This window comes from Aeromonas sp. MR7, from assembly GCF_963899385.1.
Taxonomy (GTDB): domain Bacteria; phylum Pseudomonadota; class Gammaproteobacteria; order Enterobacterales; family Aeromonadaceae; genus Aeromonas; species Aeromonas bestiarum.
The window spans coordinates 48352-64108 of record NZ_CAWQXH010000004.1 but is presented as its reverse complement, the minus strand read 5'-3'; the positions used below and the strand labels follow the sequence as shown (position 1 = coordinate 64108).

At 61.8% G+C, this 15757-nt stretch carries 11 protein-coding genes; 2 read left to right on the top strand and 9 right to left on the bottom strand.

Annotated features, from left to right (window positions below):
• Window positions 1-22: 22 nt before the first annotated feature.
• Window positions 23-1276 (bottom strand): valine--pyruvate transaminase, encoded by a 1254-nt coding sequence (locus AACW87_RS02445; protein ID WP_241326460.1) that lies wholly within the window; start codon window positions 1274-1276, stop codon window positions 23-25.
• A gap of 282 nt (window positions 1277-1558) precedes the next feature.
• Between AACW87_RS02445 and AACW87_RS02440 the strand changes: the two genes are divergently transcribed.
• A complete protein-coding gene (locus AACW87_RS02440; protein WP_241326459.1) occupies window positions 1559-1792 on the top strand; it encodes a hypothetical protein in 234 nt (77 codons plus the stop codon).
• On the opposite strand, the gene AACW87_RS02435 is transcribed toward AACW87_RS02440, so the two are convergent.
• The gene (locus tag AACW87_RS02435; protein ID WP_241326458.1) at window positions 1722-2546 is read right to left on the bottom strand and encodes an AraC family transcriptional regulator; all 825 of its coding nucleotides are present in this window, start codon (window positions 2544-2546) and stop codon (window positions 1722-1724) included. The genes AACW87_RS02440 and AACW87_RS02435 overlap by 71 nt on opposite strands.
• 92 nt (window positions 2547-2638) lie before the next feature.
• Between AACW87_RS02435 and AACW87_RS02430 the strand changes: the two genes are divergently transcribed.
• Complete coding sequence (locus AACW87_RS02430) at window positions 2639-3766, top strand: multidrug effflux MFS transporter (RefSeq protein ID WP_241326457.1); 1128 nt, start codon at window positions 2639-2641, stop codon at window positions 3764-3766.
• 96 nt (window positions 3767-3862) lie between these two features.
• Here the strand turns inward: AACW87_RS02430 and AACW87_RS02425 are convergent, their stop codons facing one another.
• The 7 genes from AACW87_RS02425 to AACW87_RS02395 all read right to left on the bottom strand — a co-directional run bounded on the left by AACW87_RS02425 (window position 3863) and on the right by AACW87_RS02395 (window position 15673).
• Window positions 3863-4546 carry a response regulator gene (locus AACW87_RS02425; RefSeq protein ID WP_043135272.1) on the bottom strand — a complete coding sequence of 228 codons (684 nt, stop codon included), beginning with the start codon at window positions 4544-4546 and terminating at the stop codon, window positions 3863-3865.
• 86 nt (window positions 4547-4632) lie between these two features.
• Window positions 4633-7221, bottom strand: coding sequence for a sensor histidine kinase (locus AACW87_RS02420; protein ID WP_103472789.1), 2589 nt, complete (start codon window positions 7219-7221; stop codon window positions 4633-4635).
• Between the two features lie 293 nt (window positions 7222-7514).
• Window positions 7515-8036: a potassium-transporting ATPase subunit C gene (locus AACW87_RS02415; protein ID WP_043141658.1), complete on the bottom strand. Its 522-nt coding sequence runs from the start codon at window positions 8034-8036 to the stop codon at window positions 7515-7517.
• A 60-nt stretch (window positions 8037-8096) separates the two neighbouring features.
• Window positions 8097-10154, bottom strand: coding sequence for a potassium-transporting ATPase subunit KdpB (gene kdpB / locus AACW87_RS02410; protein ID WP_241280434.1), 2058 nt, complete (start codon window positions 10152-10154; stop codon window positions 8097-8099).
• Window positions 10154-11836 (bottom strand): potassium-transporting ATPase subunit KdpA, encoded by a 1683-nt coding sequence (kdpA, locus tag AACW87_RS02405; protein WP_241326456.1) that lies wholly within the window; start codon window positions 11834-11836, stop codon window positions 10154-10156. The genes kdpB and kdpA overlap by 1 nt, the downstream gene beginning before the upstream one ends.
• A gap of 443 nt (window positions 11837-12279) precedes the next feature.
• Window positions 12280-13629, bottom strand: a complete 1350-nt coding sequence (gene gorA, locus AACW87_RS02400; RefSeq protein ID WP_241326455.1) for a glutathione-disulfide reductase — start codon at window positions 13627-13629, stop codon at window positions 12280-12282.
• A gap of 76 nt (window positions 13630-13705) precedes the next feature.
• The gene (locus AACW87_RS02395; RefSeq protein WP_205619636.1) at window positions 13706-15673 is read right to left on the bottom strand and encodes an ATP-binding protein; all 1968 of its coding nucleotides are present in this window, start codon (window positions 15671-15673) and stop codon (window positions 13706-13708) included.
• Window positions 15674-15757 lie beyond the last annotated feature (84 nt).

The window sequence follows — 15757 nt, the reverse complement described above, 5'->3', positions numbered from 1 at the left end:
CTTTTTGTTTTTGGTTCGCAGGTCAGTTGCTGCCGTAGAGGTCGTTGATCTCGTCCGCCAGTATGGCGATGCCACGGCGCACCAGCTCCTCGCTCTGGGAGTAGTTGAGGCGGATACACTCCTGGCTGTGGCGCCACTTGGGGTCGTCGATGCCGGGGAAGAAGTAGTGCCCCGGCACTATCAGCAGGTTCTTCGCCTTCAACCGCTCATAAAGTTCCTGGCAGTGAATGGGCAGGTCTTCGAACCAGAGCCAGAGGAAGAGGGCGCCTTCCGGCTTGTGGATGTGGAAGCGCGGATCCGGGATCGCCTCACGCAGCAGCTGTACCGCCAGCTCGGCCTTCTGCCGGTAGAAGGGTTTCACCACCTGCTCGCTCAGGGCGATGATCTCGCCACTTTCGATCATTGGGATGGTGATGGCGGGTCCCAGGCTGCCCGGCGCCAGGTTGATGATGCCGCTCAGGTTGGTGATGGCCTGAATGATCTTCTCGTCGGCGATGACTATGCCGCAGCGGGTGCCCGGCAGTCCCAGCTTGGAGAGGCTCATGCAGAGGATGGTGTTGGCATTCCAGAACGGCTTGGCCTCGCTGAAGATGATGCCAGGGAAGGGCACGCCGTAGGCGTTGTCGATCAGCAGCGGAATGCCCTTGTCGCGGGCTATCTGATCCAGATGCTCTATCTCGTCATCGGTCAGCACGTTGCCAGTCGGGTTGGTTGGACGGGAGACGCAGATCACCCCTATATCGTCGCCCACCTGCAGGCTCTCGAAATCCACGTGGTATTTGAACTGGCCATCGGGCAGCTTTTCCATGGTGGGTTTGTATGCCACGAAGTAGTCATCGGTGAGGGCTGAGTCGGCGTAGCCGATATATTCGGGGGCCAGCGGGAACAGCACCTTCTTCTTGCGGCCATCGGCGAACTCGCCGGCCAGCAGGTTGAACAGGTAGAAGAAGGCATTCTGGCTGCCGTTGGTCAGGGCGATATTGCGAGAGGTGATATCCCAGCCGAGCTCCTTGCTGAGCAGGGCGGCCAGCGCCTTGGTGAACCTGTCCTTGCCTTGGGGGCCGTCGTAGTTGGCCATGGCTTTGACCAGTTCGCCATTGTCGAGCAGGTTTTTGGCTTCGGTTTGAAAGCGCTCCAGCATGGCGGGGATGGGGGCCGGATTGCCGCCACCCAGCATGATGGCGTCCGGATTGGTCAGCCCCTGATTAAGGTCATCCATGAGTTGGGTAATGCCGGCGTGGCGAGTGAACTTCTCGCCGAACAAGGAAAATTCCATTCGGTGACGGATCCAGAGTCAGTTACGGGGATGTAGCACCATAGCTCAGTTTAAAAGCGGGTGTCGATCAAAATAACGGGACGTTCCACGTGGAACATGACTCGGGAATACGCCGTGGTAAAAAATACCATTTATGGGTTTAAAAATGACCACCTTGCTACCCAGATAAGAAAAAAATGGGGGCTTTTAACTGATTAATTTAAGCAAAATCATCTAGTTATAAATATGGCACAAGTATTGGAATAGCTATCAGGTCATCTCAACCATACCGGAGCACACCAGATGAAAACCCTGATCGCCACCCTGATAATGAGCACACTGAGCCTGAATGTGATGGCAACTGAAAACCCCAGACCCGAGCTGGATACCGCCAAGCTGGATCAGGTGATCCTGGCTCAGCAGCAGGAGGCATCCCATGCCGTGGTGCTGGATGCCATCAGCAACCTCAAGCCACTGGCGCTGGATACCCTGGTGGTGGAGGTGAGTTCGGCCGATGCGACTCACCCCGGGAGTTGAGATGGCGCAGGGGGGTCTGCCCCGTATGCTGCCTGAAGAAGCTGATGAAGGCGCTGTCGCTGGAGAACTCCAGCGAAGCGGCTACCCGGCTGATGGGCTCGTCCTCGGCCAGCAGTTCCATGGCGCGCAACAGACGCCACTGCTGGCGCCAGGCCTGATAGCTCATGCCTGTGTCTCGCATGAAGATGCGGCCTATGGTCTTGTCACTGGCACCCACCCGTCCGGCCAGCCGGTTGAGCCGATCGGGCAGGGTGTCGCCCCGTTTTACCTCCTGCAACCAGGCCGTCAGGCGCGGGTCTGCCGGTAGCGGCAGTTGCCAGGATTCCCGCGGCGCTTGCGCCAGCTCCTCGATGAACAGCGCCAGTGTCCGGCTCTGCTCCACCTCCGGTTTCTCCCATGGCCAGAGTGCCATTCGTTCTATGATCTCCCGCAGCAACGGGTTGACCGCCATCACCTGCACACTGGCTGGCAGCTCGGGTTGTGGCCGGAAGTAGAGGGAGCGATAGGCCACCACACCGCGCATCAGCACTCTGTGGGGAGTGCCCGCCGGCAGCCAGGCAGCCCGGCTGGGTGGCAGCAGACAGACCTGGTTCGCCAGCTCTATGCTCATGCAGCCCGCCTGGGCGAACAGCAGCTGATGGCGCTGATGCTGATGCAGGCCCGAGTCGTGCCAGCCGAGCGCGGAGGCAATGCCGATCACGCTGCCAGCCAGGCTGTCCGGGTCAAAAGGGTGATCGGGGAGAATAAAGGCCATGTGTCCGATTATTGATGTTTATAGTCCTGCTTATTGTAATCGGACAGTCGGCATCTCTCTAGAATGACGACCTCTTGTGAAGGAGGTTTGTCATGAACAACAAGTTGCCACCGCTCTGGCTGGTGGTCGGATTGATGATGTTTCCCCAGATAGTGGAGACCATCTACAGCCCTGTGCTGACGCATATCGCGAGCCAGTTCAGGGTAAGCGACGGACAGGCATCCCAGACCCTGTCGGTCTATTTTCTGGCGTTTGCGGTGGGCGTGGTCTGTTGGGGGCGGCTCTGTGATCTGATTGGGCGACGCCCCGCCATGCTGGCGGGTCTGTTCACTTACGGGCTCGGCACCTTGCTGGCATTGCTGGCCAACCAGTTCGAGGTGTTGCTGCTGGCCCGGGTCATCTCGGCCTTTGGGGCCGCCGTGGGATCCGTGGTGACCCAGACCATGCTGCGCGACAGCTACCAGGGCAGCGATCTGGCCCGCGTCTTCTCGGTCATGGGGGTCGCGCTATCACTCAGCCCCGTGCTGGGGCTGGTGAGCGGCGGCCTGCTGGCCGAGCAGTTTGGCTATCTCGGTGTCTTCAGCGGCTTGCTGGTGCTGGCCCTGATGCTGGGGGGGATCGCCGGCTGGCGGCTGCCGGAAACCCGTCCCGTGATGACCACTCGGGTTGCCCTCTGGCCATTGGCGTGCCGCATGGTGCGGGATGGCGGACTCTGGCGCAGTGCCCTGCTGGTCGCCCTGTTCAATACCATGCTGTTTGGCTACTACAGCCTGGCGCCGTTTCTGTTTGCCGGATTGGGATTGAATGCCAGCGAGTTTGGCTATTCCGGCCTGGCGTTGGCGCTGGCGACCCTGATTGGCAGCCTGCTGAACCGGCGTTTGCTGGGGGCGGGCTGGTTGCCATCAGCACTGATCCGGCTGGCCTCTGTGCTGGCGCTGGGGGCTGGGGTTGCCGTGTGGGCGAGCCAGGATTCGCTCTGGTTCCTGCTGCCCATGATGGGAGTCGTGGTGGCCTTTGGCATCGCCATTCCCAATGTGTTGAGTCAGGCCTTGCTGTCTTATCGGGAGGTAGCAGGCAGTGCCGGTGCCCTGTTCGGACTGGCCTACTACCTGCTGCTCAGCCTGGGATTGGCGCTGGCGGCCGCTTTGCAGGATCTGGGTCTGCTGCTCCTTGGCTGCGGCCTGTTGGCCGTACTGTGCAGCGGCCGGCGTTCCACGTGAAACATCAGCTGCCGATAAAACGGTAGCCGATGCTGGATTCGGTTTCGATAAGACTGGGTTGCTGGGAATGTTGCCGCCCAGCTTCTTGCTGCAACATCAGCTGCCGATAAAGCGGTAGCCGATGCCGGATTCGGTCTCGATCAGGCTGGGTTGCTGGGGGTTATCTCCCAGCTTCTTGCGCAGGCTGGCGATGACGATGCGCAGGTAGTGGGTATCTTCCTTGTGGCTCGGTCCCCAGATGTCGTTGAGCAGCTGGGTCTGCATCACCAGCTTGCCGGGGTGGCACACCAGCGCCTGCAGCAGGGCGAACTCCTTGCGAGACAGGGGGATCTCTTCATCCTTCATGGTCACCTTGTGGCTGCTGGCGTCCAGGGTCAGGCCGCATTGCGGGAAGTGGCGGCATTCGCCGCTACTGACCCCGGCTCGCTGGCGCAGCAAGACGCGGATGCGGGCCATCATCTCCCCAATGCCGAACGGCTTGCTCATGTAGTCGTTGGCGCCCGCGTCCAGCAACCGCACCTTCTCCTGCTCCGAATCCCGCGCCGACAGCACCAGTACCGGGTGTTGATGGTGCTCACGTATCGTCTGCAGAATCTGGATGCCGTCTCCGTCCGGCAGGCCGAGATCCAGGATCACCAGATCGGGATTGAGGTGGCGATACTGCTCCAATCCCTCATTGACGCCCACCGCCTCGCTGACCTGATGGCCCTCGGCGATCAGGCTGATCCGCAGAAAGCGGCGGATCGCCGCTTCATCATCAATGACCAGGATATGAGCCATTTAGCCTCCAGCGGCGAATGTTGGGGAGGGAACAGGCGATGGCAACATGCACTCTCTGCAGCCCCCATGACAAAGGATGGGATCCATCATACCTCCGGTGAGTTGAGGGTGAGCGGCAGTGAGATGCGCATGCAGGTGCCGTTGCCGTTGGGGCCGGAAAATGCCCATATGCGGCCGCCATGAGCCTCTATCATAGCGCGGGAAATGGCGAGGCCAAGCCCGGTGCCGCGACTGCCGCAATCACCGACCGGCTGGGTGTAGAACAGATTGAAGATCTTGTCCCTATCCGACTCGGCGATGCCGACCCCGATGTCGATGATGTCGATGATGAGATCCGGATCCGCCAGCATCACCTTGAACTCTATGGGGGTGCCGGCCGGCGAGTAGCGGGAGGCGTTGTCGAGGATATTGACCAGCACCTGCTCGATCAGGGCGCCGTGCACGTAGAGCTGGGGGATCTGCTGATCGAAGTGCACCAGCAGCTTGTGCTGGCGCCAGGAGGACTCCAGCCGCTTGCGGGCGCTCTCCACCAGATCCGCCAGGTCGACCCAGTCCCGCTTCAACTGGAAATCCGGCGAGCCTATGCGGGTCATGTCCAGCAGGTTCTGCACATAGCTGTGCAGGCGGCGCGCCTCGTCCTGCACCGAATGGAGCAGTTCGTTGCGATCCTCTGCACTGATCCGATCACCGTATTCCAGCAAGGTGCTGCCGGCCCCCATTATGGTGGCCAGCGGCGTCTTCAGATCGTGGGAAACCGACGAGAGCAGGGCGGCGCGCATCCGATCCGTCTCCGCCTGCAACTGGCTGTCGGCCAGTCGCTCGTTGAGATCGATCCGGGCCAGGGCGGCGCGTATGTCGGTGAGCAGGGCCTGCAGCTGATGTTCGGCCGAGGAGGCGAGCGGGTTGGACAATCGAATGCCGAGCACGAGATCATCGGTGAGATGGTGATATTGCGCCTCGGCGGCATTGAGGGTGGCCGTGTGGGCCCCGGCGCTCTGCTTCTGGGCCAGGCACCAGTCGATGGCCGCCTTGTCGGTCTGCCCGGGTCTGTGCTGAGCCGATCCCGCCCTGTGCTGATAATCCTGATCGAGGGCAAAGACGGGCTGGGTCAGGGCCAGCGAGATGGCCTGGGTGCCTTGCCTGAGCACCTCTTCCGGGCTGCTGGCGGTGGCCAGCCCCTGGCTCAGCGACAGCAGGGCATTGCCGAGCTGCTGGGTCTCGCGCAGGCCGATCAGCTGTTGCCGCTGGCGGGAGGCGAGTCGTCCCGCCGTCATGCCGACGATGAGCAGCACGAACAGGGTGAGCAGGTCGCTGTGGCTGGCCACGTTCAGGGAGAAGTAGGGGGCGGTGAACAGCAGATTGTGAGCGACGAAGCCCAGCACGGCCGCCAGTATGGCGGGCACCAGACTGGTGGTGAGTGCCGTGGCCAGCACCCCCAGCACGAACAGCAGCGGCAGGGAGGCGGGTGGCAGCCAGTGGGAGAGTCCCCAGGCGGTCGCCGAGGTCACCGCCATTATGGTGATGGCCAGAAGGCTCTGGCGAATGTCCTTGGGGTGGAGTGGTTGCAGCCCCAGGCCGGGTTTGCGTTTCTCCGTGTCCACCAGGGTGATTTCGAGCCCCTGTGCCTGCTTGAGCAGGTGTTGCACCAGGGAGCGGCGCCAGGGGGCCTTGTGGGGTTTGCCGAGCAGCAGCTGCGAGACCTGTTGCTGTTCGGCGGTTTCCAGCAAGGTGCTGGCCACCGCCGGGCTGGAGAGGGTCAGCACCTTGGCACCGAGGTGAGAGGCCAGCGCCAGCGCCTGCTCCAGCTCGGCGGAGCGTTGCCCCTTGCTGTCGATGTGCACCACCAGCCAGGGTAGCTGGCGGCGCTGGGCGAAGCGGTGGCCGTAGCGCACCAGCGCCGAGCCGTGCTGATCGCCGAGGCAGACCATCAGCTTGCCCCGCAGCGGCAGCGTGGCCTTGCCCGCGGCTTGCCACTGCAGTTGCAGATCACCCTCCACGTGGCTGGCGGCGGTCTGCATCGCCAGCTCGCGCAGGGCGGTCAGGTTGTTGAGGGAGAAGAAGGATTGCAGAGCGGCCTTGGCCTGATGGGGCACATAGACCTTGCCCTCCTTGAGCCGGCCGAGCAGCTCCTTGGGGGGCAGGTCTATCAGTATGATGCTGTCCGCTTCCAGCAGCACCTGATCCGGCAGTGTCTCCTTGACCCTGACCCCGGTCAGTTGCCACACCAGATCGTTGAGGCTCTCCAGGTGCTGCACGTTGAGGGTGGAGTAGACGTCGATGCCGGCACCGAGCAGCTCCTCCACATCCTGCCAGCGTTTCTCGTGACGGCTGCCCGGCGCGTTGCTGTGGGCCAGCTCATCCACCACCACTATGGCGGGTTTGCGTTCGAGCAGCGCATCCAGATCCATCTCCTCCAGCCGTTGCTGGCGGTGGAGATGGATCTGGCGCGGCTGGATGGCAAGCTTGTCGAGCAGGGCCAGGGTCTCTTGACGGCCATGGGTTTCCACCACGCCGATCAGGATGTCGACCCCTTCCCGTGCCTGTTCCCGCACGGCTTGCAGCATGGCGTAGGTCTTGCCTACGCCGGGGGCGGCGCCGAGAAAGACCTTCAGCTTGCCCTTGTGTTCCTGCTCCAGGCTCGCCAACAAGGCATCGGCCCGCACCTCGTCACGCATTTCCGTACTCCTGCTCCAGGCTTGCCAGCAAGGCGCCAGCCGTTACCTCATCACGCATTCCCGTACTCCTGCTTCAGGCTTGCCAACAAGGCGCCAGCCTTTACCTCGTCACGCATTCCCGTACTCCTGCTCCAGGCTTGCCAACAAGGCGCCAGCCTTTACCTCGTCATGCATTCCCGTACTCCTGCTCCAGGCTTGCCAGCAAGGCGCCAGCCATTACCTCATCACGCATTACTATCCTTACCGAGCAACCGCTGGCTCAGTTCGAAAATGTGGGATACCGGTCCTCTCTATCAAGCGTCCTTGTCGAGCTGCAGGTTCAGCTGGAGTATGTTGACCACTTGCGGGCCAAGGATACCAGCTTGTGCACTGGACTTGACCTGCTCCGTCAGCAAGGCGGGATCCAGCCCCCGCTGTTTGGCCACTCTTTCCACCTGAGCCAGCACGGCATCCACCGGCAGATGGGGGTCCAGGCCGGAGGCGGATCGGGTCAGCATGGCGGGTGATGCGTCACCGGTCGGCGCCTGGGCTTCGGTGTTGGCAAACTGGGCCCGCAGCGGTGAGCTCATGCCCAGATTGGATGCACCACCGCCTATGGTGGCGAAGTCGCTGGCGGAGGGGCGGGAGTGGAAGTACTCGGCTCGCTCGAATTTCTGCGCCAGCAGGGCACTGCCAATCAGCTGCTGTTTGCCGTTGGTCAGCTGGCTGCCGTTGGCCTGCCAGGGGAACATCAGCTGGGCCAGCCCTGTCACCGCCAGCGGGTAGCCGACACCCAGCAGCAGGGTCAGGGTCAGCAGGGTTCTGATTGCTATCATGATTTTCTTGCTCCAAACAGATTGATGGGGTGCAGGCCAGGCTTGCACCCCGCTATGTCGTTACACCAGACCCAGGCCTGTGATGACCAGGTCGATCAGCTTGATTCCAATGAAGGGCACTATCAGGCCACCGACGCCGTAGATCAGCAGGTTGCGGCGCAGCAGGCTGGCGGCAGATCCCTTCAGGCTGACCCCGCGCAGGGCCAGCGGCACCAGCGCCACTATGATGAGGGCGTTGAAGATGATGGCCGACAGAATGGCGCTCTGCGGGCTGCCCAGCTGCATCAGGTTCAGTGCCCCCAGTTGCGGATAGGCGGCGATGAACAGGGCCGGCAGTATGGCGAAGTACTTGGCCACGTCATTGGCGATGGAGAAGGTGGTCAGGGCGCCGCGGGTCACCAGCAGCTGTTTGCCGACCAGCACCACGTCCAGCAGCTTGGTGGGGTTGGAGTCCAGATCCACCAGGTTGCCCGCCTCCTTGGCGGCCTGAGTGCCTTCGTTCATGGCCAGACCCACGTCGGCCTGGGCCAGCGCCGGGGCGTCGTTGGCACCGTCACCGCACATGGCGACCAGGCGGCCATCGGCCTGCTCCTGGCGGATATAGGCCAGCTTCTTCTCTGGAGTGGCTTCGGCGATAAAGTCATCCACCCCGGCCTCGGCGGCGATGGCGGCGGCGGTCAGCGGGTTGTCGCCGGTGATCATCACTGTCCGTATCCCCATGTGACGCAGGATCTGGAAGCGGGCCTTGATGCCGGGCTTGATGATGTCCTTGAGGAACACTACCCCCAGCAACTTCTCGTGGGTACAGACCAGCAGCGGGGTGCCGCCCTGGCGGGCTATGTTGTCGACCGACTTGAGGATCAGCTCGGGCACCGCCTTGCGCTCGAGGGAGAGGTAGTTGAGCACAGCATCCACAGCCCCCTTGCGATATTGATGACCGTTGCGATCCAGTCCGCTCAACCGGGTCTCGGCGCTGAACGGGATCAGCTTGTCACTCTCCAGCTGGCTTGGCTTGGCCATGCTTTTGCCTGCCAGAGTCAGGATGGACTTGCCTTCCGGCGTATTGTCGCCGAGGGAGGCCAGCATGGCTGCCTGGGCCAGCAGGGAGGGATCCACACCGGGGGCCGGGATCAGCTCGTCGGCCATGCGGTTGCCGAAGGTGATGGTGCCCGTCTTGTCCAGCAGCAGGGTACGCACGTCACCGGCGGCCTCCACGGCGCGGCCCGACTTGGCAATCACGTTCAGCTTCACCAGCCGATCCATGCCGGCGATGCCGATGGCGGAGAGCAGGCCGCCTATGGTGGTCGGGATCAGGGTGATGAAGAGGGCGAGCAGGTAGAGCCTGGGCACCTGGGTGCCGTTGTAGTTGAGGAACCAGGGCAGGGTAGCCACCACCAGCAGGAAGATCAGGGTCAGACCCACCAGCAGGGCATCGAGTGCCATCTCGTTCGGGGTCTTCTGGCGCTTGGCCCCTTCCACCAGCGAGATCATCCGGTCCAGCGTGCTCTCACCCGGATTGTTGCTCACTCGTACCCAGATCTCGTCCGAAACCACAGTGGTGTTGCCTGTCACGCCGCTGCGGTCGGTGCCGGATTCGCGAATGACGGGGGCGGATTCACCCGTGATGGCGGCCTCGTTGACCGAGGCGATGCCGGCCACCACTTCACCATCGGCCGGGATCATCTCGCCGCTGCGCACCAGCACCAGATCACCTTTCAGCAGGCTGGTGGCGGGCACCCATTCACCCTGTCCATCCTTGGCATCCGTGACCCGGCGCGCCTTGAGCTGGCTCATGCCGGCCTTCAGGCTGTCGGCTCTCGCCTTGCCGCGTCCTTCGGCCAGGGTCTCGGCGAAGTTGGCAAACCAGAGGGTCAGCCAGAGCCAGGCTGTCAGCTGCCAGGCCAGGCTGGGAGCCACGCCCGACAGGGGTTGGCCCAGCAGGGATTCCACGGTCGCCATCACGGCGGCCAGCCAGAGGGTGAACAGTATGGGGCTGCCAAACAGTGCCTTGGGGTTGAAGCGATAGAGGGCTTCGACCATGGCTTGCACAATTTGCGAGCTCTGTTTCTTGGCCTTCACCTTCTCGGTGCTGGCCGTCATTGAGATGGACTTGCTCATTAGAAAGCTCCCTGTATCAGGCTCAGATGTTCGGCCACGGGTCCTAGTGCCAGCAGTGGCAGGAAGGAGAGGCCGCCAATCAGCAGTACTGTGATGATCAGCAAGGTAATAAACAGTGGCCCCCGGATCGGGAAGTCACCTTCACCCGTCTCCTGGCGCGGAGCGCGGGCGAGCTGGCCGGCGATGGCCAGCACGGGGATGATGTAACCGAAGCGGCCGAGCAGCATGGCCAGTGCGATGGCGATGCACTGCCAGCTATCGGCGGCGGCAAAGCCCGCGAAGGCGGAACCGTTGTTGCCGGCAGCCGAGGCGTAGGCATAGATCAGCCGTGACAGGCCGTGCGGGCCTTCATGACCTATGACGGTGGCGGCATCCGGCATCAGCAGGGTCACGCCACCGATCACCAATACCCCGACCGGCATCACCAGCATGCTGGCGACCACCCACTTCATCTCTGTGATACCGAGGCGTTTGCCCAGATAGGTCGGGGTGCGACCCACCATGAGGCCACACAGGAACACGGTCAGCAGCACGAACAGCATCATGCCGTAGATGCCGGCACCCACGCCGCCGAACACCACTTCACCCAGCAGCATGTTGATCATGGCGACCATGCCGGCGAGGGGGGCAAAGCTGTCGTGCATGGCGTTGACCGAGCCGTTGGAGGCGGCCGTGGTCGCCACTTCCCAGATGCTGGAGAGCACTGGGCCGAAGCGGCTCTCCTTGCCTTCCCAGTTGCCCATCTGAGTGGTGAGGTGAGCGAGGTTGGGATCCGGCTTCATCTCCTGGGAGACGGAGAGGCAGAGCCCCAGCACCAGCATGATGGTCATGGCGATGAGGATGGCGCGACTGTGGGCCAGATCCTTCACGTAGCGGCCCAGGGTGCAGACCATGGCGGCGGCTATGGTGAGCAGGGCGACCATCTCCAGCCAGTTGGAGAGGGCGGTCGGGTTCTCGAACGGGTGGGCCGAGTTGATGCCGAAGAAGCCACCGCCGTTGGAGCCGAGCTGCTTGATGGCGATCTGGGACGCGGCAGGGCCGAGCGGCAGCAGCTGTTCCTGACCTTCCAGGCTGTGGAACGGCAGATAGGCCGACAGCGTCTGGGGCACGCCCTGCCATACCAGCAGCAGCGCCATGATCAGCGCCATTGGCAGCAGCACGTAGAGGCAGAAACGCACCAGATCCTGCCAGAAGTTGCCGATGTGAGTAGTTTGCTGGCGGGCTATGCCGCGGAACAGGGCGATGGCGACGGCTGCGCCCGTCCCGGCGGAGACGAAGTTCTGGGTGGTGAGCCCCACCATCTGACTGAAGTAGGAGAGGCTGGCCTCACCGGAATAGGCTTGCCAGTTGGTGTTGGTCATGAAGCTGACCGCCGTGTTGAAGGCCATTTGCCAGCTCAGGCCGGGCAGTTGCTGCGGGTTGAGGGGCAGCAGGCCTTGCGCCATCAGGATCAGGAACAGCAGGCCGAAACCGGCGCCGTTGAATGCCAGCAGGCTGAGGGCGTAGGACTTCCAGTCCTGCTCTCGCCCGTCCGTGCCGCAGCAGGCCAGGGTGGCGCGCTCTATGGGCGACAGCCAGCGGCTCTGCCCCTCGAATACCCGATACAGGTAGCCGCCAAGCAGGGGGGCCGGCAGCAGGATCAGCAGCACAAAGGCCACCGGATAGATCACTTCTTGCCACATAGTCAGTTCCTCACTCGTGGCTGCGCGTTAACGCACGCAACAGATAGCCCATCAGGGCGAGGACCAGCAGCAGATATAGCCAATTCATATCGACTCCATTGAGATAATTAGCTGCGAGAGTCGATGTAAAACCCTATCGACTCCGTTGGTGTCATTGACGTTGAAAGGGTATGTAAAACCGGCGTAAAGGCGCCATAAAGCGGCATGGAGGGGGCGTAAAATCGGCGTAAAAAGCGCAGGTCTGTCGGGGTTGTCGAAGGGCAGATATGAAAAAACCCGGCCTGGGCCGGGTTTGGTAGCAAGTTGCTGAAGCTAGCCTGATGGTGATGAGGCCAGTTTCATATGCGGTTAGCGCATGGTCACAAACTCTTCCGCGCTGGTGGGGTGAGGAGGGGGAACGCAGTTGTCGAGACAGACCTCGAGTTTCCCTCCTCACACGGCCATCAGCGCATAGTCACAAACTCTTCCGCGCTGGTCGGATGAATGGCCACGCAGTTGTCGAAGTCGGCCTTGGTGGCTCCCATCTTCATGGCGACGCCGAAGCCTTGCAGGATCTCATCCATCGCAAAGCCGATGCCGTGCAGGCCGACCACTTTTTCTTCCGGCCCGACGCAGACAAGCTTCATGCGGGTGGGCTGACGATGCTGGGTCAGGGCCGAATACATGGCGGTGAACTGGCTGCGGTAGACCTTGACCTGGCTCTCGCCATATTCGGCGATGGCTTCCGGTTCGGTCAGCCCTATGGTACCGATGGGCGGGTGGCTGAACACCACGGTCGGCACCAAATCGTAGTTGAGGTGTTCGTTCGGCTTGTTGTTGAACAGCCGCTCGGAGAGACGACGGCCCGCCGCGACGGCTACCGGGGTGAGCTGGATGCGGCCCGTGTTGTCACCGACGGCATAGAGGTTGGCGACGGTCGTGTTCTGGAACTTGTCGGTCGGGATGAAGCCCTTCTCGTCAAGCGTGACACCGGTGGCGGCCAGGTTGAGGTTGTCGGTGGCCGGAGTGCGGCCTATGGCCCAGATCAGGCAATCGACGGTCAGGTGGCGACCATCTTCCAGTTGCAGGGTCAGGCTGTCATCGGCGTTCTTGACCACAGCCTTCGGAATGGCGTGGGTGTGCAGTTTGGGCCCTTCCTGCGCCATGATTTCAACCAGCGTCTCGTGGATCATGGGGTCGAAGTTGCGCAGCGGTGCGTGCTTGCGCACCACCAGGTGGGTCTCTGAGCCGAGCGCCTGCATCACGCCGGCTATCTCCACGGCTATGTAGCCGGCACCGACCACGGCAACCCGCTTGGGCTGGCTCTGCAGATCGAAGAAACCATCGGAATCTATACCCAGCTCTGCACCGGGAATGGCGGGTACTTCGGGACGGCCACCTGTGGCGATCAGTATGTGATCGGCGCTGTACTGCTCGCCGTTGACCTCGATCGTGTTGCTATTGACGAAGCGGGCGAAGCCCTTGACGACAGTGATCTGGTTCTTGCCCAGTACGTTCTCGTAGGACTTGTGGATGCGGCCGATGTAGGCCTGGCGGGACTCGACCAGCTTGGCCCAGCTGAAGTGGTTGAGTGTGGTGTCGAAGCCGTAGTCGGCGCCATATTTCAGGGCATCGGCGATCTGGCCCGCATACCACATGGCCTTCTTCGGCACGCAGCCGACGTTAACGCAGGTTCCACCCAACTCTTTGGCTTCAATCAGGGCGACTTTCTTGCCGTACATGGCAGCCCGGTTGGCCGAGGCGATGCCGCCGCTGCCGCCACCGATGGCGATATAGTCAAAATGCTGTGCCATTGCGAGGTTCTCCGCTCATTAAGAATGCAATCACAGCATGATGGGGATAAAGCGGCTGGCTCACAAGAGCCAGCGCTCAGTTATGTTGGATCGGCAGGCGAATATGGAACTGGGCGCCGTTGCCCGGTTCACTGACGCAGTTGATGCGGCCACGCAGCAGCTGCACCACCAGGTTGTAGATGATGTGGGTGCCGAGCCCGCTGCCGCCCTGGCCACGCTTGGAGGTGACGAAGGGGTCGAAGATGCGCGGCAGTATCTCGGGCGGGATGCCGCGGCCGTTGTCGCTGTAGTCGATCATCAGCTCCTCGCCCTGCTGCTCTACCTTGATGGTGATCTTCTTCGGCTTGTCCCAGTTGTCGAAGCCATGGTTGATGGAGTTGAGGATCAGGTTGGAATAGATCTGGGTGAAGCTGCCGGGGAAGGAGAAGATCGACAGCTTGGGATCGCACTGTATGTCCACCTCGCACTGGGCCTTCTTCAGCTTGTGGCCGAGGGAGACCACCACCTGATGCAGGTTGTCGGCGAGGCTGAAGTTGTAACGCGCCTCGGACGACTGATCGACCGCCACCTGCTTGAAGCTGGCAATCAGCTCCGAGGCGCGTCTCAGGTTGCCTTGCAGCAGTTGCATGGACTCGTCGAGGTTGACGGTGAACTCGTTGAGATAGGAGCGGGAGAGCTGCTTGGAGTCGATGTGCAGCTTGAAGTCGGCGACCCGTTCCTGCAGATAGGAGGAGGCGGTCACGCTGATGCCGATGGGGGTGTTGATCTCGTGCGCCACCCCGGCCACCAGCGAGCCGAGGGAGGCCATCTTCTCCGATTCCACCAGGGTCTGCTGCGCCTGCTTCAGGTCGTCGTAGGCCTTGCCCAGCTGATCGTTGGCGTCGCTCAGGCTGCGGGTTCGCTCCACCACCTTGCCTTCCAGCTGTTCGTTGAGGGAGATGATCTCCCGCTCCACCTTCTTGAGGCGGGTGATGTCGTAGCCGAACCCGATGAGATACTTGAGGTTGAGGCCCTCGTAGAAGGGGGCAAAGGTCCACTGCAGCACCAGCTCATGGCCCTGCTGGTCGTGCATGATGACCTCTTTGTCCTCGATGGAACCGTGATCGGCCAGGATCAGCGCCAGCTCTTCACGCTGTTCCTGGCTGACGAACAGATCCAGCCAGCTGTGCTGCAAGATTTCCTGCTGGTGGTAGCCGGTCAGCAGTATGGCGGCCGGGTTGATGCTGGCGATGGTGAGGTTGGGTTCCATGCAGCAGATGAGCATGTTGGCCGAGTTGATCAGGGTGGCGGAGAAGTCCCGCTCCTGTTGCAGCTGTTCCGCCGCCTGATGGCGTGCCGCAAACTCGTCGTTCAGCCGTGTTCGCATCTGGTTTAGGGTGGCGACCAGGGTATCCAGCTCGTCGGGTTTCTTGCGGGGCAGGGGGCGCCCCTCCAGCGTCAGCTCTATGGCCAGCCTATCCAGATTGAATTTCTGGGCATAGTTGGCGATGCGGTTGAGGTGACGGACCACCAGATAGTAAATGATGATCAGGATGCAGAACGAGACCACCAGGGTCTTGATGGTCTGGCTGACCATGATGAGCACGGATTTTTCAATCAGGCGCTGGTAGATCTGTTCGAGGGAGGCGGCGACAAACAGCTTGCCGACCACTTCACCCTGATAGGTGAGATTGAACTCGCGGGAGATGTCGTAGCTTTCACGCTCCACCCCCTGGGTCAGCAGCGGCACTTCCGAGTTGCCGAGCATCTCCTTGACCATCACGAACTGCATGTTGGGCAGGTTCATGATGCCTTCTATCTGTACCTTGACCTGCTCCTCATCCAGGTTCCACAGGCTGGCGGCGATGGGCTGCAGGAAGGAGGCCTCGATCTGGCCGATGCTGTCCTCGATGACGGCGACATCCTTGCGGTAATCCCAGGCAAGCTGCAACACCGTAATGATCATCGCCAATACGGTACTGCACACCAGAATGTAGGAGAGCAGGCGGTATGAGAGCCCGTTACGGCCGACGGCCCTCGCGGTCTTGGAGAAGAGTCCTGACATGGCGTCCTTGCGGTCTGGATATATTGCCATTTAGTTTAACTGCTTCATGCACTTATGTCGTGTTTCGTTAGCGGGATAAAAAAA

What these genes read in the sequence shown, in the direction of transcription:
- gorA (WP_241326455.1), bottom strand. Translation starts at nt 13,629, where the DNA reads ATGGCACAGCATTTTGACTATATCGCCATCGGTGGCGGCAGCGGCGGC.
- AACW87_RS02445 (WP_241326460.1), bottom strand. Translation starts at nt 1,276, where the DNA reads ATGGAATTTTCCTTGTTCGGCGAGAAGTTCACTCGCCACGCCGGCATT.
- AACW87_RS02395 (WP_205619636.1), bottom strand. Translation starts at nt 15,673, where the DNA reads ATGTCAGGACTCTTCTCCAAGACCGCGAGGGCCGTCGGCCGTAACGGG.
- kdpB (WP_241280434.1), bottom strand. Translation starts at nt 10,154, where the DNA reads ATGAGCAAGTCCATCTCAATGACGGCCAGCACCGAGAAGGTGAAGGCC.
- AACW87_RS02415 (WP_043141658.1), bottom strand. Translation starts at nt 8,036, where the DNA reads ATGATAGCAATCAGAACCCTGCTGACCCTGACCCTGCTGCTGGGTGTC.
- AACW87_RS02420 (WP_103472789.1), bottom strand. Translation starts at nt 7,221, where the DNA reads ATGCGTGACGAGGTGCGGGCCGATGCCTTGTTGGCGAGCCTGGAGCAG.
- AACW87_RS02440 (WP_241326459.1), top strand. Translation starts at nt 1,559, where the DNA reads ATGAAAACCCTGATCGCCACCCTGATAATGAGCACACTGAGCCTGAAT.
- kdpA (WP_241326456.1), bottom strand. Translation starts at nt 11,836, where the DNA reads ATGTGGCAAGAAGTGATCTATCCGGTGGCCTTTGTGCTGCTGATCCTG.
- AACW87_RS02430 (WP_241326457.1), top strand. Translation starts at nt 2,639, where the DNA reads ATGAACAACAAGTTGCCACCGCTCTGGCTGGTGGTCGGATTGATGATG.
- AACW87_RS02435 (WP_241326458.1), bottom strand. Translation starts at nt 2,546, where the DNA reads ATGGCCTTTATTCTCCCCGATCACCCTTTTGACCCGGACAGCCTGGCT.
- AACW87_RS02425 (WP_043135272.1), bottom strand. Translation starts at nt 4,546, where the DNA reads ATGGCTCATATCCTGGTCATTGATGATGAAGCGGCGATCCGCCGCTTT.